Source organism: Buttiauxella izardii, from assembly GCF_003601925.1.
In the GTDB taxonomy this organism is placed as follows: Bacteria; Pseudomonadota; Gammaproteobacteria; order Enterobacterales; family Enterobacteriaceae; genus Buttiauxella; species Buttiauxella izardii.
Genome location: NZ_QZWH01000060.1, coordinates 62,211 through 83,023, shown reverse-complemented (window position 1 = coordinate 83,023; position 20,813 = coordinate 62,211). Strand labels below are relative to the sequence as shown.

The following is a 20,813-nucleotide window of genomic DNA, read 5'->3' as shown; positions in this document are numbered from 1 at the left end:
ATAAAAATATCCGCGCGCCCGCGATTACACCTAAACCGCATCCGGCAATCACCGGGATGTCGCACCTGGTGCATACCATCATCTATCTGATGTTTATCGTGTTGCCGATTCTGGGGTTTATGACCGTGTACTTCAAAGGCAGCGACTGGTCGGTATTCGGGATCCCGATGACGCATGCCATTGAGCCGGATGAAGATATGGAATTCACCATCAAGAGTTATCACGAACTGGTCGCCAACGTTGGCTACTTTGTGATTGGCATTCATGCGTTTGCCGCGCTATTCCACCATTATGTCTGGAAAGACAATACGTTGCTGCGCATGATGCCGGGTAAGAAAGACCGTTAATCCAGCTCAACGATATTCAGGCCGTCTTGCCCGAAAACGTAGCGGCAAAGGATTTTGTAGCTGTCGCGGTCAAAATGCGTGGTGGGCGTGATCATTGATTTACCGGATTCCAGTGACGTTGCTGTCCCCAGATACAACCAGTTATTCAGGATATGGTATTCAGTGAGCGCGCCAGCTTTCTCTTCTATTGCGATGCGTCCAGCATACGGCCAACTACGAATACGCAATGACTCAAGCGAATTTCTCAGCCGTTGTTGATGCTCATCCAGCGTCTCTTTCCCGCAACATGCACCCGCACATTTCCCCAGGGAGAAACGGAAACACGCTCTCCCGGCAGATAATTTCTCAAGCCCCAGCGCGCCGTAACACAACCGTTCTTGATCGGCTAACTCTCTGATCTGGTCAATTGCCGCATGACGGGTTTTAAACAGCCCGAACAAGTCTGGCGCATGAGTAAAATCTGTTTCATTACTGAATACAAATTGCGTTGTTTTGTCGGTAATACGCAGCGAACACAGCTTACGTGTTACTCGTAATCTTTTATTAAACAACGGACTTTGGTTTTTTATCAGCTGAGATTCGAGAAGCAGGGCACCGATTTCACCAATGGTTTCGTGGAAACTGATATGGGTGGTCATATGCAGCAATTTTGCTTCCGATTGCGTTCTGAAATGAGCCAGAACGCGACTGCGGATATTAATGCTTTTCCCTATATAGAGCGGGAAGCTCTGATCCGATCCATAAAAAATATACACGCCTGGGCGCGATGGAAGGGTTTCGAGTGTATGCCGAAGGTGTTCAGGATATTGATACGGTAACTGTAGGGTCATGCTTTTGTTAGCTAATACGCCACTGCTGATGTTTTGAGCAAGTCATGGTAATCGGCAAACCGCACACATGCAACCCTATGGCGCGCAGACACTCACTCAGAGCCGATGCGTTCTAGCTTGACGCACTCCGCACCTTTATACAGGCACTCATCGTAAATGCGATAACCCACTTGTTCCGCCACGCGAATTGAGGCGGCATGATGTTTCACGATCAGACACACCGTTTTGGGCGGCGAAAATGCCTCAACAAACCACTGATGCGCGGCACTAGCCGCTTCCTGCGCAATCCCTTTCCCCTGAGCTGAAGTGGCAATAACCCATGAAGCTTCCTGATATTTCTCAAAATTTTGATCAATTCCACGATGGAAATTAGCCAGCCCCGTTTCCCCTAAAAAAGCGCCGTCAGATTTCTGGAAGATGGAAAATATGCCATAACCAAACGTCGTCCAATGCCCGATATTGCGCAATATCCGGTTCCACGCCTCTTCAGCCGTAAATCCCGGAGCATTAATAACATGGAAAATTTGAGGATCTGCATACATCGGAAACCACACCTCAAAATCAGCCATGGTTTGCGGACGCAAAATTAATCTGTCGGTGACAATCGTGGTCATTGTTTATCTTTAGTTTTTGAGGTTGTGAGGCAACTTTACCTAATCGATAAATTTATTCCACAGCGGATGCAAATAGATTACCATACCCCCCTATAGTATCTGGAGGTCAAAATGCCACATTCACCTGAAGATAAAAAACGCATTCTGACTCGCGTGCGGCGCATTCGCGGCCAGACTGAAGCGCTGGAACGTGCGTTGGACAGCGGCGAGCCTTGTATCGCCATCTTGCAACAAATCGCCGCCGTACGCGGGGCGGCAAATGGCTTGATGGCCGAAATGATGGAAATCCATCTGAAAGACGAGCTGGTTGCGGGAGAAACCTCCGAGGATCAACGCGCCGTGCGCATGGCAGAAGTCGGCCATTTAATCCGCTCTTATCTAAAATAGTTGTTATATAAAAATTCACTCTCACCTGACGACGGAAGAAGACTATGAAATCACGTGCTGCTGTTGCATTTGGGCCAGGCAAACCGCTTGAAATCGTTGAAATTGACGTAGCGCCGCCACAAAAAGGCGAAGTATTAGTACAAATTACCCACACCGGCGTTTGCCATACCGATGCATTTACCTTGTCTGGTGACGATCCGGAAGGCGTGTTCCCGGCGGTTTTAGGCCATGAAGGCGGCGGGATTGTGGTTGAAGTGGGCGAGGGCGTCACCAGCCTGAAACCCGGCGACCATGTGATTCCGTTATACACCGCAGAATGTCGCGAATGTAAGTTCTGTAAATCTGGCAAAACCAACTTGTGCCAGGCAGTTCGCGCTACGCAGGGCAAAGGCTTAATGCCAGACGGCACCACGCGTTTCTCATATAACGGCGAGCCGATTTATCACTACATGGGCACCAGCACCTTCAGTGAATACACCGTGGTTGCTGAGATCTCACTGGCGAAAGTCAACGAACAGGCACCGCTGGATAAAGTTTGCCTGTTGGGTTGCGGCGTCACCACCGGTATCGGCGCGGTGCACAACACGGCGAAAGTGAAAGAAGGCGATACCGTTGCGGTATTCGGTCTGGGCGGTATTGGTCTGGCGGTGATTCAGGGCGCTGTGCAGGCCAAAGCCGGACGTATTCTGGCCATCGACACCAATCCTGAGAAATTCAAACTGGCGACCGAAATGGGCGCGACCGATTGCATCAACCCGAAAGACAGCGAAAAGCCGATTCAGGATGTGATTGTCGAGATGACCGACGGCGGCGTGGATTTCAGCTTTGAATGTATCGGCAACGTGAATGTCATGCGTTCCGCCCTCGAATGCTGCCACAAAGGTTGGGGCGAAAGCGTCATCATTGGTGTGGCGGGTGCGGGCCAGGAAATCAAAACCCGTCCGTTCCAGTTAGTGACTGGCCGCGTATGGCGTGGTTCCGCATTCGGCGGAGTCAAAGGGCGCACACAATTGCCGGGCATGGTGGAAGATGCAATGGCGGGCAAAATTAACCTCGACCCGTTCATTACGCACCGCATGCCGCTTGAGCAAATCAACGAAGCGTTCGACTTAATGCACGAAGGGAAGTCGATTCGTACCGTGATTCATTTTGGCGATAAATAAGCACTAAACTAGCCCTGCCGATGCCAGTCGGCAGGGATTCTATTCCTACAACTGCTCTTGAAGCTGCTCTGCGTTATTACGCATCCATTGCGCTAAAGAATCCAGCGTTGGGCGCAACGACTTTCCTAATTCAGTAATTTGATATTCCACCCGTGGCGGCACCTGTGCGAACACTTGCCTTGTCACCAGCTTTCTTGCTTCGAATTGCCGTAACTGGCGCGTCAGCTCTTTTTGCGTGATAGGGTGAACCGCGCGCTGCAAATCGCTGAAACGCACGGGTTCGTCAATCACCATCAAGCGATACAGAATCGGAATCGCCCATTTACCGGAAATCAGATTCACAAAACTCACCATCGGGCAGCTTTCGCCTGCCACCGGCAACGTCGAAAAATTATTTGTCATGGGTTTCCCTTGTGGTGCGTCAATGCATCCCGATGGGTGCCTTAGTATCCAAATGGTGCCTACTATCCAAAGGATACTATAGCGTAAATAATGGCGTGACCAGTTAATCGCGAGGTAACGAAAATGGGCAGACTTGAAGGTAAATACGCATTAATCACCGGTGGCACCAGCGGCATTGGTCTTGAAACCACCCGGCAGTTTATCGACGAGGGAGCCACCGTCGCCATTACCGGGCGCAGCCAGGCGGGATTAATGGCTGCGAAACAAACGTTAGGCAACGTACAGACTTTTCACAGTGACGCCGGGGACTCCACGCAACAGCGAGCGCTGGCGGGGCAGCTTTCTCAACTCTGGCCGCGCCTCGACGTGCTGTACATCAACGCAGGAGATGTCACGCATCGACCGTTGCAGGAGTGGGACGAACGCACCTATGACTCGCTGATGAATACCAATCTCAAAGGGCCATTCTTTTTGATTCAGGCGCTGTTGCCGCAGCTGGCTAACCCGTCCTCAATCATAGTTTGTGGTTCGGTGAGTGCGCATATTGGGCTGGCGCAAAGTAGTGTTTATGCCGCCAGCAAAGCGGCAATTCTTTCTCTTGCACGAACACTTTCCGGCGAATTGCATCCGCTTGGGATTCGGGTCAACGGGTTAAGTCCTGGCCCTACGGAAACGCCCGCCTTAGGGAAATTAGGGAATGGTGGCTCGGAGGAAGCGCTGCGTGATGAAATCCGTGCGCTGGTGCCGGTGGGGCGGTTAGGCACGGTTCTTGAATTGGCAAAAGCCGCTGTTTTTCTCGCATCCGATGAATCGGCATTTATGGTCGGCAGCGAGTTGCTTATGGATGGCGGTGTGCGGAATTTGTAGCCAAAAAAGAAGTTTACAGCTGATGCGTACCGGGCCGCCGCTCATTAACCTGATAATGAAACTCACGGAAATCAGCGGCGGAATCTTCCGCTGCCTGGCGTAGTTCATCGCTGTCCGCCTGGTGGCGCAGCAGCATGTCAGCACTTTTGACAATCAAATAAAGATGACCGTGCCTTTGGGCTGTCGTCTGGCCGGAAAAAAGCGCCGCACCTATCAGCAACAAAATCATCCCTAATTTTGACCTCAATTGTTTAACCATTGCTACTCACCTCATTAACGTGACGGGCGCACTTTACCGATAATTCCGGTCAGTTACTATTCAACTTTTAGAAAAAAAGCAAAAGAATTGTCAGGAGTGTAAAAGGCTCAACAGTTAAGATTTTGTTTACGGTTGGTTAAGAATTGATATGCGATGCTCACGCGTTTTGCGGCGAGCATCGCAGGGTAAAGAAGGGATTAATGCGCGACGGATTTTGAAAAAAGGTTAATCACTAATACGCCAATAATGATCAGCGCCATTCCGGCAATCGCTGGCCAGTCGAGTTTCTGCCCCAGGAATATCCAGCCCACCGCGCCAATTAATACAATTCCGGCACCAGACCAAATCGCATAAATAATGCCTGTCGGAATGGTACGCATCGTTACCGACAAGCAATAAAACGCCACGCCATAAAACACTATCGTGACGACGCTGGGCCATAAACGAGTAAACCCCTCAGAAAGCTTTAGCGAAGTCGTCGCAATCACTTCGGCGACAATAGCCACAATCAGCCACAAATAAGTCATGTCAGTTTCTCCCTCGGTATCAGGCCGCCAATGTAAAGATCAAAGCGATTTCTGGCAAGAAATGCCACGCATCGCTATCAACAATTCGCATTAATTTCTTACATGCTAAACGTCCTGTAACACTTGTAAATACCAGCTGAAAACACTGGTTTTGTTGTTAATGGTACAATTTCTGTGATTGTAAATAAGCTAAATATTAGATTTATATTCTTCCCGCATTTAAATTCTTGCATTATGATACCGGTAACATATGAGGCCTAAATGTGTATGCGTCTGACCTCCTGTGGACGACAGCATTAGGTTTCACATGACCTTTGGGGTAAAAAATGGACTGGTTTGTTGATTACTTTTCAACGTATTTATACGGCTTGAAAGTCATCGCTATTACTCTGGCAATTCTGATGTTAATCAGCGGAATTGATGACTTATTTATTGATATCGTCTACTGGGTTCGCCGCGTATGGCGCTCGGTCACGGTCTATCGCAATAACGATCGTCTCGATTATAAAGCGCTTTATGAGCCGCAAGAAAAGGCGCTGGCGATCATGGTTCCGGCGTGGAATGAAACCGGAGTTATCGGTAACATGGCGAGCCTTGCCGCCAGTTCACTGGACTACGAGAACTATCATATCTTTGTCGGCACTTATCCCAATGACCCGGATACACAACGCGATGTCGACGAAGTCTGCGCACGCTTTCCGAACGTTCACAAAGTCGTTTGCGCACGTCCTGGCCCCACCAGCAAAGCCGATTGCCTGAACAACATTCTGGATGCGATTTTGCAATTTGAACGCAGCGCGCGTTTTAACTTCTCCGGTTTTATTCTGCACGACGCGGAAGACGTGATTTCTCCCCTCGAATTGCGTCTGTACAACTATCTTGTCGATCGCAAAGACCTTATCCAGATCCCGGTTTATCCGTTTGAACGCAAGTGGACACACTTCACCAGCCTAAGTTATCTCGACGAATTTTCAGAACTCCATGGCAAAGATGTTCCGGTGCGTGAAGCATTAGCAGGGCAGGTTCCGAGCGCGGGCGTGGGCACCTGTTTCAGCCGTCGCGCCGTGTTGGCGTTATTAGCCGATGGTGACGGTATTGCCTTTGACGTGCAAAGTTTGACGGAAGACTACGACATCGGTTTCCGTCTGCGTCAAAAAGGGATGGAAGAAATTTTCTGCCGCTTCCCGGTGGTGGATGAAAACGACAACTCCGCAAAACCCTTCTTGCAGCGCGCCCGCACCGCCAACGTGATTTGCGTGCGTGAATATTTCCCCGACACCTTCGCCACCGCCGTACGGCAAAAATCGCGCTGGATCATCGGCATTGTTTTCCAGGGTTTTAAAACTCACCGCTGGAGCAAAAGCCCGGTTCTTAACTATTTCTTATGGCGCGACCGCAAAGGGGCAATCGCCAACTTCCTGAGCTTTGCCGCGATGCTGGTGATGTTACAGCTCGTCGCCATCATGGTTTATCAGCGCAGTGTTGAAGGTGCCTGGCAGTTCCTGTCTATTTTTGTCGGCGGCGCATGGCTGACGACATTGCTGTGGATTAACTTCTTCCTGATGGCTAACCGCATCATTCAACGCATGATTTTCGTGACGGCGTATTACGGCCTGGCGCAAGGCATGTTGGTGTTACCGCGCCTGTTCTGGGGCAACCTGATTAACTTCATGGCGAACTGGCGGGCGATAAAACAGGTCATTCAGCATGGCGACCCGCGCCGCGTGGCGTGGGATAAAACCACTCATGATTTCCCGACGGTGAGCGAGCAGCGTTCCGCGCAACCGCTGGGTTACATTCTTGTCGACTCTGGCGTAATCACTCAGGCGCAACTTGAAGAAGCCTTACAAACGCGTATTCACGGCCTGAAACTGGGCGGTAGCATGGTGCATCAGGGGCTGATTACCGCTCATCAACTGGCGGTGGCTCTGGCAAAACAGGCCGAAGTACCGATGGAATCCATTGATCCTCTGAGTCTTGATCAAGCGCTAGTGCAAAGTGTTTCGCCGAAAGTCGCGCACCATCACGCCGTGCTGCCGATTCGCCTGGAAGGCGAAACCCTGATTCTGGCTTCTGAAAACAGCATCGATCCCGTTTCGCTTGGTGCGCTGGCGCGTAAAATCGGCCGTCCGGTGCGGTATGTGATTGTGCCGCGCGGGCAGGTGGTGATTGGCCTGCGTTACTGGTTTGGCGATGATTTAACTCTTAAAGAAAAACGTCTCCTCGACTGCGCGGTGCGCGAACATCTTTTGACCCAGGAAAAGGCTGATGAACTGTGGGAAAAATATGTCTCCGGCCAGTTGATGTTTGCCGAAGTGCTGACCAACGAATCGCACTTAAATGAAGCGGTTCTTCGCGCGGTGCTGCTGCGTTATGAACGTAGCGAAGTGATGTTTGGCGAATTTTTGGTGCAGGAGGGCGTGGTCAGCCAGCACATTGTTGACCATTCGCTTGAACAGCAGCAGCAACTTCAGCCGACCATGAGCGAACTGTTGCAAAGCGTTGGCATTAGCCCGCTCCAACAGGCACGTCTGGCGGGGGAAGCATTATGAAAACTCGTTTAAACCCGCTGGCGGCGCTGATTTGTGGCGTGTTGCTTGTCGCTCCAGCGATGGCGGCGCAAGAAGGATCGCGGCAAGATCTCGGCCTGAGCGATTATCGCTATTTCAAAGTGTATCCGCATATCGAGCGGGCGCAGGAAGCCATGAAAGCCAATGACGAAACTCGGGCGCTGACTAGTTTTGAACATGCGCACAAAATGGCACCTGAAAGTTTGCGTCTGACGTTATGGCTTGCGGAAGCGTATCGCCACTTTGGACACAACGATAAAGCGCAAACGCTGCTGACCAGCGAGCTAAAAAAACACCCGCAAAACCCAGAGCTACAGCGTGCGCTGGAGGCCATTCCCGTCCCAGCGCCAGAAATACACACCGCTGAACAGTTGATCGCATTACAAAAACAATGCGATGCCACCCCGACTGTGCGTTGTCGTAGCGAAGTGGGTAATTATGCTATCAAGCTCAATCAGTTAGAGATTGCGCGGGCGCAGCTTACGGATGCGAAATTCCGCCATACCAAAGAAGGTTTACAGCTGGCGGACAACTACACGCAACGGGCGATCTTCCTGCGCCAGTGGAGCGTGGCGGATCAGGGCTTTGCGCTGCTTGATGGCGAAGCCACGCTCAGCGACGCGCAGTATCAGCAATGGTTCGCCATCTTGCTGCACATGCAGCGCGACCAGCGGATTCTGGACTTGCAAAGTCAGGGCGTGATGAACAGCGCGGGGATGCAACTTTCCTACGCGCAATCCCTGGCTGAACGCAATGCGCTGGGGCCGCTGCGCCGTTATCTCGATAACCGTAAACCGGAGTTTTCCACAGCCGCTGAAGAACACAACTGGATGCGTTTACTGGCAACTTACAGCCAGCAACCCGGCAGTGCCGTGGCAAACTGGCCGGTAATGCATGCGGAAAACCAAAAATATGTGTTGTCCACGTTACTGCCGATTCGTATTCAGAAAGGCGACTGGCAGGGCGCGAACGCGCTGCTTAAAACCTTCCCGGATAATCAGGTGCTCGATCAGCGCCTCGCGTTGAGCCTTGCGCAAAAAGATACCCAATCCAGCCTGCGTTTGATTAATCAAATCAGCCAGATGCGTGGTTTAACGGGGCAGGAGCTGGAAACTGTCAGCTATCAGCTTATTGCCATGGGGCAAGGGAAAATGGCCACCGACTTGCTGCTGCGTGAATGGCCGTTTAATCAGACGGGGAATTTACAGCGCAAGCTGAGCAACCGCCTGTATACCCAACTCGCGGCGCACCCGGAATGGATGAGCGCCGAAAGCAAAGCCCGGCTGGCGAAACCGCTGCCGACGCCAGCGCAACGCATGGCGCAGGCGCGTTTATTCCAGGGCAAAGAAGACTGCGGCATTGTGCGCAATTTATTAGGCGATTTGTCGCCACAGTATGACGCCGAAAGCTGGTCGCATCTGGCGCAATGTTACCCGTGGCAGCCTGGCCTTGCGTTGTATGCCGCGCAGCAGGCCGCATCGCGTGACTCGTCGCCGCAATACCAACGCCAGGTCGGCTACCTGGCGTTTGCCGCAGAAGATTACTCACTCGCGAAAGCGAATGGCATCGTTGCTCCGCAGGCTAAAGCAGCCGAGCCGGACGACGCCTCCCGTGGATTTGCCCTGGCGGCACAAGGCAAACATCAGGAAGCCCGCGACGCGCTGGAAAAAGCGCGCCAGGTGCAGCCCGACTCGCCTGACATTCTGCGCCAGCTGGCGTATCTCAATGAACGCCTCGACGACAAACCAAAAACCAAGCAATACAGCGAACGCGTGGTGGACGACATTGATAACACCCTCACGCCGCAGCAAACGTTGAGCGACAAACAACAAGAAGATCGCTTTGCCTTCCGCCGGATTCACGAAGACAGCCAGCGTCGCTGGACGTTCAGTTATGACGGTTCGTTTGGTTTAACGCCAGATTCCCTGAACAGCGCGGGCAACAGCAATGGCGCGCCGCGGGGTAAAAGTTACCGTAGTTATCAGCAAATTGAAGCGGAATATCGCATCGGTAAAAACCAGATTATCGACGGCGACCAGCTCTCGGTTTACAGCCGCGTGTTTGCTGGCAGCAAAGACAATAACTTTGTGCCGGTTGATGAACCGATGCTCGGACTCGGTGTGCGCTGGAAACCGCTGCACGACCAGGTGATTTATCTGGCTGCCGAACAGCAAATCCCTTTAGACCATCATCACGGCGAAGCGGATCTCATGCTACGCGCCAGCGCCTCGTTCTTTAACGGCGGGAAATTCAGCGATGACTGGCACCCAACCGGCAATGGCTGGATGGCGCAAAACTTGTATCTCGATGCGGCGCACTTCGTCAAAGCCGATTACCAGTTATACACCGCCGATTACCGCATGAGCTGGCACCAGAAAATTAACGGCAGACAAACCGTTGAGCCTTACTGGCATGCGCAATACAACGCCAGCACTGACTCGCCATATCGTGATAACACGCTGGGTGGCGTCGGTGTGCGGTTGAATACCTGGTTTGGCGAATCGCATTACAGCGCCTTCCCGCATAAAGTCAGCGTAGGCCTGGAATATCAACGCGCATTATCCGGCCACAATCGCGACACGGATTCCCAAAACAGTCTTTTCCTGACGTTAGGAGCACGCTGGTAATGAAGAAGAAAATCATTTTAGCGGCGCTGCTTGCCGTCGCACCGTTGGCAAACGCCATGAACGCGGTGATGTATCAGCCGCAACTGCGCGACACTAACGTTTCTGACGCCCAGTGGCAGAGTGTTCTCAACAAACTTAAAGGGCAGGGAATCGACACGTTGGTATTGCAGTGGACGCGTTATGACGATGCGTTCCGCGACGGTGAATCCCGCGCCTGGCTTGAGCATAAGGCGCAACTGACTCGTGCAAGCGGCCTGAATCTGGTTATTGGCCTCGCGGCAGACGGGCAGTTTTTCGAGCGCCAAAAACAGCCGCTTCCGGCACTGGAAAACTACCTGAATCGCTTGCGCGCCGATGACGTTTCAGTGGCAAAACGTTGGGTTGAGGTACTGGGCGAAAACGCGATTACGGGCTGGTATATCAGCAGCGAATTGGATGACAGGCGCTGGCGCGAGCCACAAATGCAGCAGACGGCGCAAAACTGGCTGACCAAAACCCGCCTCTCTTTGGCTGCGGTCGCCGATAAACCGGTTGCCGTGAGCAGCTTTTTTGCCGGAAATATGACCCCGGATTCGTACAGCAAATGGGTGAAAACCCTCAGCCACAGCGGCGTGAAGGTGTGGGTGCAGGACGGAGCGGGAACGCAAATGCTGACCGAAGCCGAACGCTCGCTATACCTGAAAACACCGTCAACCGGGAAGGTGATTGAACTGTTCCGCCAGGATAAACAGGCGAAAACCTTTAAAGCGACACCAGCCTCTGCGGCGTATCAGCAAAAATGGTTATCGACGCCTGTGCCAACCGGGCAAGACAGGATCTATTTCTCATTACGTTATATGGATGCGGCCAGCGGCGTGCTGGCCCGATAACAGAAATGCCGGATGACGCTAACGCTTATCCGGCCTACGATTTTATGGTTATGGTTATGGTTATGGTTATGGTTTTGTAGGGTGGATAAGCGCAGCGTCATCCACCATTTTCCCCTACAAAATCATGACTTAAACCCAGCCGCTGTCATCAACAACCGGAATCCCATTCCCACGGCGGCCAGCGCCAACACACTGCCGCCCCATAACACCACCAACCACATCACGCGAGATGCCGTTTGTTTCATCAGTGATACCCCTCACCATGCTGTATTTTCCGCGGAAAACGTAATAACTCCAGAAGGTATAAACCAGGATTATCGGAATTATGAAAAGCGCCCCGACCAACATAAAACCCTGGCTTTGTGGCGGCGCTGCGGCCTGCCACAGCGTGATAGACGGTGGAATAAGATATGGCCAGATACTGATGCCTAACCCGCTAAACCCTAAGAAAATCAGCCCCAACGTCAGCAAAAATGGCGTGCTGTGCCAGCTTTGATCAGAACCCACCGCTTTCCATAACCAGATACTACACAGCACCACCAACAGCGGAACTGGCAACAGGTAATACAGGTTCGGCAAACTAAACCAACGCTCAGCAATTTGCGGATGGGCAAGCGGCGTCCAGAGGCTGATAATGGCGATGATCAACAGCATCACGATTAGCAGCGGTTTGACGATTTTGCGCATCACTTTTAGTAGCGGATCTTCGCTTTTCATCACCAGCCAGCTTGCACCCAGTAATGCATAAGCCACGATTAGCCCGATGCCACAGAACAGATTAAACGGCGTTATCCAGTCCAGTTGCGAACCACTAAACGTGCGTCCAGTCACCGGGAAGCCGGAAATGACCGCGCCGACAACAATCCCCTGGCAAAACGTCGCCACTATCGAACCACCGATAAACGCTTTATCCCAGAACGGGCGGTGCGCGGGCGTGGCTTTAAAGCGAAACTCAAAGGCCACGCCACGGAAAATAAGCCCGAGCAGCATTAACGTCAGCGGGATCGTCAGCGCATCAATAATCACCGCATAGGCGAGGGGAAACGCGCCGAATAACGCCGCACCGCCTAACACCAGCCAGGTTTCATTGCCGTCCCACACCGGAGCGACGCTGTTCACCATCACATCGCGGTCTTCCGCACCGCGCACGAACGGGAACAGAATGCCGATCCCGAGATCAAAACCGTCCATCACGATGTACATCAGCGTGGCGAACACGATAATCACAAACCAAATAACCGATAAATCGACGCCCATTAGTGTGTCTCCTCAAACGGCTGCGGCCCTTTCTTAATCTGCTTGATCATGTAGCTGTAACCCACGCCAAACACCGACATATACACCACAAAGAAGGTCAGCAGGCTGATGCTCATCTGCAAATTACCGTGCGCGGAAACCGCATCTTTGGTGCGCAGCAAGCCATACACCACCCACGGCTGGCGACCCACTTCGGTCGTCACCCAACCGGCGAGAATAGCGATCAGCCCGGACGGCCCCATCCACAACATAAAGCGCAGAAACGCGCGGCTTTCATATAAGCGATGGCGGTAGCGCAGCCACAAACTCAACACGCCTGCCAGAATCATCAACATGCCCAGCCCCGCCATAATGCGGAATGACCAGAACACCATGGTGGAATTTGGGCGATCTTCTTTCGGGAACTCTTTAAGCGCCGGAACTTGCTTATCCAGGCTGTGAGTCAGAATCAAACTGCCGAGCGCGGGGATTTCTAACCCGTATCGTGTGCGCTCTTGTTCCATATCCGGCCAGCCAAACAGCAACAGCGGCGTCGGTTCGCCCGGCACGTTTTCCCAATGCCCTTCAATGGCGGCAATTTTTGCGGGCTGATGTTTTAAGGTATTCAGGCCGTGCATATCGCCAATCATCGCCTGCAACGGAGCGACGATTAACGCCATCCACAGCGCCATCGAAAACATGGTTTTGATGGCTGGCGTTTTGTTGCCTTTGAGCAAATGCCAGGCCGCCGAAGCGCCGACAAAAAACGCGCTGCTGAGAAACGCCGCCACCGACATATGCAGCAGGCGGTAAGGGAACGACGGGTTAAACACCACGGCGAACCAGTCCACCGGCACCACTTGCCCGTTGTGAATTTCAAACCCCTGCGGCGTTTGCATCCAGCTGTTCGACGCCAGAATCCAGAAGGTGGAAATCAGCGTCCCCAGCGCCACCATGCAGGTAGCAAAAAAGTGCAAGCCAGGGCCAACGCGCTTCCAGCCAAACAGCATCACGCCAAGAAAACCCGCTTCAAGGAAGAACGCCGTCAGCACTTCATAGGTCAGCAGCGGCCCGGTGATACTCCCCGCAAACTGTGAAAACCCGCTCCAGTTGGTGCCAAACTGATAAGCCATTACCAGCCCGGACACCACGCCCATACCAAAGTTGACCGCGAAAATCTTCGACCAAAAATCGTAAAGCGAACGGTAAACTGGATTTTTAGATTTGAGCCACAACCCTTCAAGCACCGCCAGATAACTGGCCAGCCCGATGGTGATGGCGGGGAAAATAATGTGGAAGGAAACAGTAAATGCGAACTGAATCCTTGCAAGATGAAAAGCGTCTAATCCAAACATGCGCAACCTCATAGCACAATAACTTCAAGGCTATGTTAGGGAGCGGCGAAGGGAATTATCAGAAACAGAAAGGTGATATTTATCTATAACAGTTCAGCACTGTTATGGCTTTTTGCTTGCATAAACATACCCGCACTTATCTGAAAGTATCAATCCGAACCGCGTTTGTATTAGCCAACGGCAACCCTACTAATATAATTCCGGGCTAGCTCTGTACCCCGTGCTGTATCAGCATCCCGGGCAATATTAAAAAGGATTTGTATGAAACATTTTTTTAAAATGAGCGTTTTAGCCGCGTCATTATCGGTCAGCTTTTTGTCACAGGCCGCGCAATCTAATATCGAAATATTGAGCGCTACCGTTAAAGATCAAAAAATTGCCGATGCTCAGGTTGTTGTGCAACACAATGGCGAAAGCTCGCTTGCGACGACCAGTGATGCTTCAGGAAAGGCAAGCTTTACGAGCACGAATGCAGATACCAGCGACAATATCATTATCATTAAAAAGAATGGCTATTCGACATTGATCGCTAAATGCCCTTGTGATGGCATGTCATACGCATTGAGTCCAGCGATGAAAGGTCTTGATAGCATGAGGATTGTTTTGAGTTGGGGGGCCACACCTTCCGATCTTGATTCCCACATCGCGTATCCTGGCAATCATATCTATTTTAATCATCCAGAAGGACACGACGGTAATCTGGATGTTGATGATACTGATAGCTACGGCCCTGAAACCATTACATTAACCAAGCGCGAAGGCGGCCAAAATTACGTTTATGCGGTTCATGATTACAGCGATCAGAACGACCCGCAAACCTCCCAGCTTTCCAATAGCCAGGCAAAAGTATTTGTCTATGTAGGGGAATCACTCGTTCGTACTTATTACATCCCACAAGGTAAAACAGGGAATTTATGGACTGTATTCAGAATTAATGAAAATGGTGAAATTGAAGATATCAATAAATTGAAAGGCGTTTCACTGCCAGCAGATAAAATCAATTCTGACCTGAGTTCATTAGTGAAAGAGGGTTCTGCTATTGATACTGCCACCTGGAGCGATGCCAATATAGAACAATCAAAATCCCTGAACCTGAAAGGGGAAGCTGCATATAAAGCTAAAAATTACGAAGATGCTATTTACTACTTCACCGAGGCGATTAACTATTATTCAGATAATGGAAAAGCCTATGGCAATCTTGGCCTGACATATCAAAAGGTTGGGCGCACAGCGGAAGCTATTTGGGCGAACCGTAAGGCTATCGCGCTGGCATCGGGTAATAATGCAGCAACCATCAGGGCTGGTGCTAATTACAATATCGGTAAGATTTACGAAGCGGCAAATCAATATGCTGATGCGCTTGTCTATTATAAAAATGCAAAAAATGAGAAACAGAATGCCGTTTACGACAATGCTATCGAGCGCGTTAGCAGCAAAGTAAACTAATAATCCTGAGTCTAATTTTATACCTTTTGTAGGTCGGATAAGCGGCAGCGTCATCCGACATTAATGACGAAAATGGTGGATGACGCTATCGCTTATCCACCCTACAAAACCCGTTCTCATACACGCCCCGCATAAAAAAAGCATCATAAAACTATAACAGTTTCTTCATAAAGCGTATTTTTAGCTAATTGATATGGAACGTGGTGTGGTCATACAATGAAAAAATACCAGCAGCTTGCGCAGCAAATTATCGAACAGATTGCCCTTGGGGCGTGGTTGCCAGGAGATAAACTGCCTTCGTTACGCGAGCAGGTCACGCTGAGCGGCATGAGTTTTATGACCGTCAGCCATGCTTATCAAACGCTGGAAAGTCAGGGCGTGATCGTTGCCCGCCCGCAGTCGGGTTATTACGTGGCTTCACGTCCGGCAGCGCGGAGCAAGCTTGCTCCGGTGAAAGTCACGCTCGATGAAGCGGTGGACATCAATACCTACATTTTTGATGTCCTTCAGGCCAGTTGCGACGCGACCGTTGTGCCATTTGGCTCGGCATTCCCCGACCCGCGTTTATTCCCGCTTCAGCAACTCAACCGTTCACTGGCGACCGTCAGCAAAACTGCCACCGCCATGAGCGTGATTGAAAACCTGCCGCCGGGGAATGAAGCGCTGCGCCATGCGATTGCGCGACGTTATGCGCAGCAGGGAATGCAGGTTTCGCCGGATGAAATTGTGATCACGGCGGGTGCGCTCGAAGCGTTGAACCTCAGTCTGCAAGCCGTTACCGAACCCGGTGACTGGGTGATAGTCGAAAACCCCTGTTTTTATGGTGCATTACAGGCGCTTGAACGGTTGCGTTTAAAAGCGTTGTCGGTGGCCACCGATCCACAAAATGGCATTGATCTTACCGCGCTAAAACAGGCACTTAACGATTATCCGGTGAAAGCCTGCTGGCTAATGACGAACAGCCAGAATCCGCTTGGCGTGACACTGTCACCTGAAAAGAAGCAGCAACTGGTTGAATTGCTGCAACAACACAATGTCACGCTGATTGAAGATGATGTTTACAGCGAGCTGTATTACGGGCGCGAGCGGCCATTACCCGCTCGCGCGTATGACGATCAGGGCATCACGCTGCATTGTTCGTCGTTTTCAAAGTGCCTGGTCGCAGGCTTCCGTATTGGCTGGGTGGCGGCGGGGAAACATGCGCGTCGCATTCAACAACTCCAGCTCATGAGCACGCTTTCTACCAGCTCGCCAATGCAACTGGCGCTGGTGGATTACCTGGCGACTAAACGTTATGACGCCCATTTACGCAAGCTGCGGCGCATTCTGGCCGAGCGTAAACAGCAAACCTGGCAGGCATTGCATCAGCATTTTCCGCGTGAGGTAAAAATTCACCACAGTGAAAGTGGCTACTTTTTGTGGATAGAGTTGCCGGAATACATGGACGCCAGTGAACTGTGCGAACAGGCGATTGCTCACAAAATCAGTATCGCGCCGGGGAAAATGTTCACCACTGGCCGCGCCTGGCATAACTATTTCCGCCTTAACGCCTCATGGTTTTTGGGCGAGCGCGAACTGCACGCTGTCATCACTCTGGCCAATTTAATCAGACAAAATATTAAGGAATGAAGATGGACTACCACACCGAACGCCTGATTCTGCGGTGATGGAAAAATCGTACAAAAAATAGTTCTTGAACCCGCCTCGCAAATTTGCGACATTTTGTCGCGTCACGCGATGAAATGCGCATAGACTTCACAACAACTGAAGGTCACAAGGAGGTGATGGAGTATGAACATGGCTATTAGCATACGGTTAGATGACCAGTTTGTAGCGGATGTCAAAATTCACGCCGACGCCTGCAGCCGGAGCGTGCCAAAGCAAATAGAGTATTGGGCGAAGATCGGGCAAATCGTTGAAGACAACCCTGATTTACCTTACAGCTTTATTAAAGAAACCCTGCTGGCACAAAGCGAAATGGAAAATGGCAGAGTGCAAAAATATGTCCGCAGAACCAAACGGCAAACCCCTGACAGTGTATGAAACCGCGCGTTTTGGAAAGGCTCTGGAGAAACTGCCAGAAACTTTCCAGGCGCAAGTGGAAGACGAAATCGAAAAGGTGATTGCCGAGCCGGAAATCGGCGAGCGTAAAAAAGGCGATCTCAGCTATTTGCGAGTGCATAAATTTCAGCTTAATAACCAGCAAGCACTGCTCGGTTACAGCTGGCAGAATGCACGTTTAGAGCTTTATTTACTGAGCCTGGGTGCTCATGAGAATTTCTATGAAATGCTCAAACGCCAGAGAAAATCAGACTTACGTTTAATTGAAACTCAGAGCCGGTAATCGGCTCTGGTTTTGTCGGGTGCGCTCTGCAACTCATTGAATCGTAGGGTGGATAAGCGTCAGCGTCATCCACCAATGGCACCCATTTTTTATCAGTCTCAAATCACGAAGTAATCTCAATCAGATTCCCATCCGGGTCGGCGATCACCGCTTCGTAAAAACCATCCCCCGTCCAGCGAGCTTCATGAACCAACGCTCCCAGGGGTTTGAGGCTGGCGACCAGTTTATCCACGTCTTCTACCGAACCGAGACTAATCGCGATATGCGCCCATCCGGTGCGGTTATCTTCACGCGACGGTTTATCCACCAGCCCTGGCAGAGTCATCAACTCCAGTGCGGGGCCATTTTCCAGCGTCACAAAATGGGAGATAAAACCTTCCCGGCGCTTTGAATGATAAGCCTCACCCACTTGAGCATTAAAGTGCTCACGCCAGAATGCACAGGCACTCTCAAGGTTATTCGTCCACAGCGCAATATGAGCAACCTGCATTTTTTACCTCCATCCATATGAAATTTCGATAGTTGCGAAAACCTTTGGCGTATTTTCAGCGCCTGAATTAAACCTGTCTACAGCCTATAAATCATTCGCTTATCTTAACCAGAAAGGCGTTTGCGATGTGCGCTTTACTGCGCTGTATATCACATCCTGATGAAATTTCCGCTTGCCGCCATACCCGGAATATTGGCGCAGACTATTGTTTTTATACGGGGATTTTTTTGCTCTTTCGGCACTGATTTTTGACTCCCGTGCCGCCTTTATCTTTCTGACAGGAGTAGCAGCAATGCGTACAAAACAGACTATATGGACTCTCTCAGCCCTGTGTTTGACTGTGCTCTCTGCACAGGCGGCAGGGCTTCCGGACAAAATTGGTGCGGGCGAAGGGCAGCTCGATATCATCGCCTGGCCGGGGTATATCGAACGCGGCGATACCGACAAAGCCTACAACTGGGTCACCGATTTCGAGAAAGAAACCGGCTGTAAGGTGAACGTGAAAACCGCCGCCACATCCGATGAAATGGTGAGTTTGATGGCGAAGGGCGGTTATGACTTAGTGACCGCGTCAGGCGATGCGTCGTTGCGCCTGATTATGGGCAAACGCGTGCAGCCGATTAACACGGCACTGATCCCAAACTGGAAAAATGTCGATCCGCGCCTGGTGAAAGGATCGTGGTTTAACGTCGATGGCAAAGTGTACGGAACGCCGTATCAGTGGGGGCCAAACCTGCTGATGTACAACACTAAAACCTTCCCGACACCACCGGATAGCTGGAGCGTGGTGTTCGTCAAACAAGACTTGCCGGATGGCAAAACCAACCAGGGCCGCGTGCAGGCTTACGACGGGCCAATCTACATCGCCGATGCCGCGCTGTTCGTGAAAGCCACGCAGCCACAGTTGGGCATTTCCGACCCGTACCAACTCACCGAAGAACAATATGCCGCCGTGCTGAAGGTGCTGCGCGACCAACACGGCCTGATTCACCGCTACTGGCACGACACCACCGTTCAGATGAGTGACTTCAAAAACGAAGGCGTGGTGGCTTCCAGCGCCTGGCCGTATCAAGCTAACGCCCTGAAAGGCGAAGGCCAGCCGATTGCCACCGTCTTCCCGAAAGAAGGCGTCACCGGCTGGGCAGATACCACCATGCTGCATGCTGACGCGAAACACATGAACTGCGCCTACAAATGGATGGATCACTCGCTAAAAGCGAAGGTTCAGGGTGACGTCGCCGCCTGGTTTGGTTCGCTCCCGGCGGTTGCCGAAGGTTGCAAAGCCAGCACCTTGCTCGGCGATAAAGGCTGTGAAACCAACGGCTACAACTACTTCGATAAGATAGTGTTCTGGAAAACTCCGGTCGCAGAAGGCGGTAAATTCGTGCCGTACAGTCGCTGGACTCAGGATTACATCGCCATTATGGGCGGCCGCTAAGCCTGGAGGAGTTATGTCGTACGCTGTGCAGTTCAGAAACGTCTCGCGCCTGTATGGTGATGTGCGGGCCGTGGATAACGTCTCGATTGATATCGACGACGGGGAGTTTTTCTCGATGCTCGGGCCATCTGGCTCGGGCAAAACCACCTGCTTACGGCTGATTGCGGGCTTTGAGCAGGTCACTTCTGGCGAAATCGCGATTTTTGGTCAACCGGCGCAGGACGTGCCGCCTTATCAGCGCGATGTGAATACCGTGTTCCAGGACTACGCCTTATTCCCGCATATGACGGTGTTAGAAAACGTGGCTTACGGCTTGATGGTGAAGGGCGTCGATAAAAAGACGCGCCTTGCCAAAGCGCAGGAAGCGCTGGAACGCGTGGCGCTGGGCTTTGTTCACGCCCGAAAACCGTCGCAGCTTTCTGGCGGCCAACGGCAACGTGTGGCGTTAGCGCGAGCTTTGGTGAATCGCCCGCGTGTGTTGCTGCTGGATGAGCCGTTGGGCGCACTCGATCTCAAACTGCGTGAACAGATGCAGGGCGAGTTAAAGAAGCTGCAACGCGAACTGGGCATTACGTTTATTTTCGTTACTCACGACCAGAGCGAAGCGCTATCGATGTCCGACCGCGTCGCCGTTTTCAATAACGGGCGCATCGAGCAAGTTGATACCCCGCGCCAGTTGTATATGCAGCCGCGCACCGCGTTTGTGGCGAGTTTCGTCGGCACCTCAAACGTGTTGCAACCGGCGCTCTCTGGCAAAGTCTGCGGCGAAGAAGGGCTGTTTTCGCTGCGTCCAGAACATATCGTTTTGAGCGATGAACCCACCCACAATGGTGATGTTCGGGTCAGCGGCATGATTCAGGAAATCCACTATCAGGGCGCGGCAACTCGTCTTGAATTGCGCCTGGCCGATGGCGAAAAACTGCTGGTCAGTGAGGCGAATCCGCAACGCATCATCAGCGAAGAACGCTATCAAATCGGGCAGCAAGTCACCGCCGTCTGGCCCCGTGCGGCGATGGTTGCGTTGCAGGGGGAAGGATGAAAT

The 20,813-nt window shown here is 51.7% G+C and carries 21 protein-coding genes and 1 pseudogene; 13 read left to right on the top strand and 9 right to left on the bottom strand.

The window, feature by feature from the left end; all coding sequences use genetic code 11:
* On the top strand, positions 1–347 hold a 347-nt coding region (locus D6029_RS21035), incomplete at its 5' end, for a cytochrome b/b6 domain-containing protein (protein WP_208642705.1).
* On the opposite strand, the gene cho is transcribed toward D6029_RS21035, so the two are convergent.
* Positions 344–1,177, bottom strand: coding sequence for an excinuclease Cho (gene cho / locus D6029_RS21030; RefSeq protein WP_120066630.1), 834 nt, complete (start codon positions 1,175–1,177; stop codon positions 344–346). The two genes, D6029_RS21035 and cho, sit on opposite strands and share 4 nt — an antisense overlap.
* Before the next feature lie 92 nt (positions 1,178–1,269).
* Positions 1,270–1,791 carry a GNAT family N-acetyltransferase gene (locus D6029_RS21025; protein ID WP_120066629.1) on the bottom strand — a complete coding sequence of 174 codons (522 nt, stop codon included), beginning with the start codon at positions 1,789–1,791 and terminating at the stop codon, positions 1,270–1,272.
* A gap of 111 nt (positions 1,792–1,902) precedes the next feature.
* On the opposite strand from D6029_RS21025, the gene D6029_RS21020 reads away from it, so the two are divergent.
* Both D6029_RS21020 and D6029_RS21015 read left to right on the top strand, forming a co-directional pair.
* Complete coding sequence (locus D6029_RS21020; RefSeq protein ID WP_120066628.1) at positions 1,903–2,178, top strand: metal/formaldehyde-sensitive transcriptional repressor; 276 nt, start codon at positions 1,903–1,905, stop codon at positions 2,176–2,178.
* A 44-nt stretch (positions 2,179–2,222) separates the two neighbouring features.
* The gene (locus D6029_RS21015; RefSeq protein WP_120066627.1) at positions 2,223–3,341 is read left to right on the top strand and encodes an S-(hydroxymethyl)glutathione dehydrogenase/class III alcohol dehydrogenase; all 1,119 of its coding nucleotides are present in this window, start codon (positions 2,223–2,225) and stop codon (positions 3,339–3,341) included.
* Between the two features lie 45 nt (positions 3,342–3,386).
* On the opposite strand, the gene D6029_RS21010 is transcribed toward D6029_RS21015, so the two are convergent.
* Positions 3,387–3,743, bottom strand: coding sequence for a winged helix-turn-helix transcriptional regulator (locus tag D6029_RS21010; RefSeq protein ID WP_120066626.1), 357 nt, complete (start codon positions 3,741–3,743; stop codon positions 3,387–3,389).
* Between the two features lie 123 nt (positions 3,744–3,866).
* On the opposite strand from D6029_RS21010, the gene D6029_RS21005 reads away from it, so the two are divergent.
* On the top strand, positions 3,867–4,610 hold the full coding sequence (locus D6029_RS21005; protein WP_120066625.1) for an SDR family oxidoreductase: 744 nt from the start codon (positions 3,867–3,869) through the stop codon (positions 4,608–4,610).
* Positions 4,611–4,623: 13 nt separating this feature from the next.
* On the opposite strand, the gene D6029_RS21000 is transcribed toward D6029_RS21005, so the two are convergent.
* The gene (locus D6029_RS21000) at positions 4,624–4,869 is read right to left on the bottom strand and encodes a DUF2554 family protein (protein WP_120066624.1); all 246 of its coding nucleotides are present in this window, start codon (positions 4,867–4,869) and stop codon (positions 4,624–4,626) included.
* A gap of 197 nt (positions 4,870–5,066) precedes the next feature.
* Positions 5,067–5,396 (bottom strand): SMR family transporter, encoded by a 330-nt coding sequence (locus tag D6029_RS20995; protein ID WP_120066623.1) that lies wholly within the window; start codon positions 5,394–5,396, stop codon positions 5,067–5,069.
* 326 nt (positions 5,397–5,722) lie between these two features.
* Between D6029_RS20995 and nfrB the strand changes: the two genes are divergently transcribed.
* The 3 genes from nfrB to D6029_RS20980 are packed head-to-tail and all read left to right on the top strand — an operon-like array spanning position 5,723 to position 11,462.
* On the top strand, positions 5,723–7,948 hold the full coding sequence (gene nfrB / locus D6029_RS20990; RefSeq protein ID WP_120066622.1) for a cyclic di-3',5'-guanylate-activated glycosyltransferase NfrB: 2,226 nt from the start codon (positions 5,723–5,725) through the stop codon (positions 7,946–7,948).
* Positions 7,945–10,593, top strand: coding sequence for an NfrA family protein (locus D6029_RS20985; RefSeq protein WP_244212438.1), 2,649 nt, complete (start codon positions 7,945–7,947; stop codon positions 10,591–10,593). Before nfrB ends, D6029_RS20985 begins: the two co-directional genes overlap by 4 nt.
* A complete protein-coding gene (locus tag D6029_RS20980) occupies positions 10,593–11,462 on the top strand; it encodes a DUF4434 domain-containing protein (RefSeq protein WP_120066621.1) in 870 nt (289 codons plus the stop codon). Before D6029_RS20985 ends, D6029_RS20980 begins: the two co-directional genes overlap by 1 nt.
* A gap of 122 nt (positions 11,463–11,584) precedes the next feature.
* Here D6029_RS20980 and D6029_RS22615 read toward each other — a convergent pair whose 3' ends face one another.
* From D6029_RS22615 to D6029_RS20965, 3 genes and pseudogenes are all read right to left on the bottom strand, one after another.
* Positions 11,585–11,707, bottom strand: coding sequence for a DUF2474 domain-containing protein (locus D6029_RS22615; protein WP_120066620.1), 123 nt, complete (start codon positions 11,705–11,707; stop codon positions 11,585–11,587).
* Positions 11,707–12,719, bottom strand: a pseudogene (gene cydB, locus D6029_RS20970) (cytochrome d ubiquinol oxidase subunit II). Before cydB ends, D6029_RS22615 begins: the two are co-directional and overlap by 1 nt.
* A complete protein-coding gene (locus D6029_RS20965) occupies positions 12,719–14,053 on the bottom strand; it encodes a cytochrome ubiquinol oxidase subunit I (protein WP_120066619.1) in 1,335 nt (444 codons plus the stop codon). The pseudogene cydB and the gene D6029_RS20965 overlap by 1 nt, the downstream one beginning before the upstream one ends.
* A 261-nt stretch (positions 14,054–14,314) precedes the next feature.
* Here D6029_RS20965 and D6029_RS20960 point away from each other — a divergent pair, with 261 nt between their 5' ends.
* The 4 genes from D6029_RS20960 (at position 14,315) to D6029_RS20945 (ending at position 17,843) form a co-directional block, all read left to right on the top strand.
* A complete protein-coding gene (locus tag D6029_RS20960; protein WP_208642704.1) occupies positions 14,315–15,499 on the top strand; it encodes a tetratricopeptide repeat protein in 1,185 nt (394 codons plus the stop codon).
* Positions 15,500–15,715: 216 nt separating this feature from the next.
* Entirely contained in the window at positions 15,716–17,128 is a 1,413-nt protein-coding gene (locus D6029_RS20955) for an aminotransferase-like domain-containing protein (RefSeq protein ID WP_120066618.1), read from the top strand.
* Positions 17,129–17,296: 168 nt separating this feature from the next.
* Positions 17,297–17,542 carry a TA system antitoxin ParD family protein gene (locus D6029_RS20950; protein ID WP_120066633.1) on the top strand — a complete coding sequence of 82 codons (246 nt, stop codon included), beginning with the start codon at positions 17,297–17,299 and terminating at the stop codon, positions 17,540–17,542.
* Positions 17,502–17,843, top strand: a complete 342-nt coding sequence (locus D6029_RS20945; protein WP_120066617.1) for a type II toxin-antitoxin system RelE/ParE family toxin — start codon at positions 17,502–17,504, stop codon at positions 17,841–17,843. Before D6029_RS20950 ends, D6029_RS20945 begins: the two co-directional genes overlap by 41 nt.
* A gap of 103 nt (positions 17,844–17,946) precedes the next feature.
* On the opposite strand, the gene D6029_RS20940 is transcribed toward D6029_RS20945, so the two are convergent.
* Complete coding sequence (locus D6029_RS20940) at positions 17,947–18,333, bottom strand: VOC family protein (protein ID WP_120066616.1); 387 nt, start codon at positions 18,331–18,333, stop codon at positions 17,947–17,949.
* A 292-nt stretch (positions 18,334–18,625) separates the two neighbouring features.
* Here D6029_RS20940 and ydcS point away from each other — a divergent pair, with 292 nt between their 5' ends.
* A complete protein-coding gene (gene ydcS / locus D6029_RS20935) occupies positions 18,626–19,771 on the top strand; it encodes a putative ABC transporter substrate-binding protein YdcS (protein ID WP_120066615.1) in 1,146 nt (381 codons plus the stop codon).
* 13 nt (positions 19,772–19,784) lie between these two features.
* Positions 19,785–20,810: an ABC transporter ATP-binding protein gene (locus tag D6029_RS20930; protein ID WP_120066614.1), complete on the top strand. Its 1,026-nt coding sequence runs from the start codon at positions 19,785–19,787 to the stop codon at positions 20,808–20,810.
* Positions 20,811–20,813: the final 3 nt, after the last annotated feature.

Coding starts and splice junctions, on each gene's coding strand:
- cho (WP_120066630.1), bottom strand. CDS start 1,177: ATGACCCTACAGTTACCGTATCAATATCCTGAACACCTTCGGCATACA.
- ydcS (WP_120066615.1), top strand. CDS start 18,626: ATGCGTACAAAACAGACTATATGGACTCTCTCAGCCCTGTGTTTGACT.
- D6029_RS20985 (WP_244212438.1), top strand. CDS start 7,945: ATGAAAACTCGTTTAAACCCGCTGGCGGCGCTGATTTGTGGCGTGTTG.
- D6029_RS20980 (WP_120066621.1), top strand. CDS start 10,593: ATGAAGAAGAAAATCATTTTAGCGGCGCTGCTTGCCGTCGCACCGTTG.
- D6029_RS21000 (WP_120066624.1), bottom strand. CDS start 4,869: ATGGTTAAACAATTGAGGTCAAAATTAGGGATGATTTTGTTGCTGATA.
- D6029_RS20940 (WP_120066616.1), bottom strand. CDS start 18,333: ATGCAGGTTGCTCATATTGCGCTGTGGACGAATAACCTTGAGAGTGCC.
- D6029_RS20995 (WP_120066623.1), bottom strand. CDS start 5,396: ATGACTTATTTGTGGCTGATTGTGGCTATTGTCGCCGAAGTGATTGCG.
- D6029_RS20960 (WP_208642704.1), top strand. CDS start 14,315: ATGAAACATTTTTTTAAAATGAGCGTTTTAGCCGCGTCATTATCGGTC.
- D6029_RS20955 (WP_120066618.1), top strand. CDS start 15,716: ATGAAAAAATACCAGCAGCTTGCGCAGCAAATTATCGAACAGATTGCC.
- D6029_RS20945 (WP_120066617.1), top strand. CDS start 17,502: ATGTCCGCAGAACCAAACGGCAAACCCCTGACAGTGTATGAAACCGCG.
- D6029_RS20950 (WP_120066633.1), top strand. CDS start 17,297: ATGGCTATTAGCATACGGTTAGATGACCAGTTTGTAGCGGATGTCAAA.
- D6029_RS21025 (WP_120066629.1), bottom strand. CDS start 1,791: ATGACCACGATTGTCACCGACAGATTAATTTTGCGTCCGCAAACCATG.
- D6029_RS21015 (WP_120066627.1), top strand. CDS start 2,223: ATGAAATCACGTGCTGCTGTTGCATTTGGGCCAGGCAAACCGCTTGAA.
- D6029_RS20965 (WP_120066619.1), bottom strand. CDS start 14,053: ATGTTTGGATTAGACGCTTTTCATCTTGCAAGGATTCAGTTCGCATTT.
- D6029_RS21010 (WP_120066626.1), bottom strand. CDS start 3,743: ATGACAAATAATTTTTCGACGTTGCCGGTGGCAGGCGAAAGCTGCCCG.
- D6029_RS21005 (WP_120066625.1), top strand. CDS start 3,867: ATGGGCAGACTTGAAGGTAAATACGCATTAATCACCGGTGGCACCAGC.
- D6029_RS20930 (WP_120066614.1), top strand. CDS start 19,785: ATGTCGTACGCTGTGCAGTTCAGAAACGTCTCGCGCCTGTATGGTGAT.
- D6029_RS22615 (WP_120066620.1), bottom strand. CDS start 11,707: ATGAAACAAACGGCATCTCGCGTGATGTGGTTGGTGGTGTTATGGGGC.
- nfrB (WP_120066622.1), top strand. CDS start 5,723: ATGGACTGGTTTGTTGATTACTTTTCAACGTATTTATACGGCTTGAAA.
- D6029_RS21020 (WP_120066628.1), top strand. CDS start 1,903: ATGCCACATTCACCTGAAGATAAAAAACGCATTCTGACTCGCGTGCGG.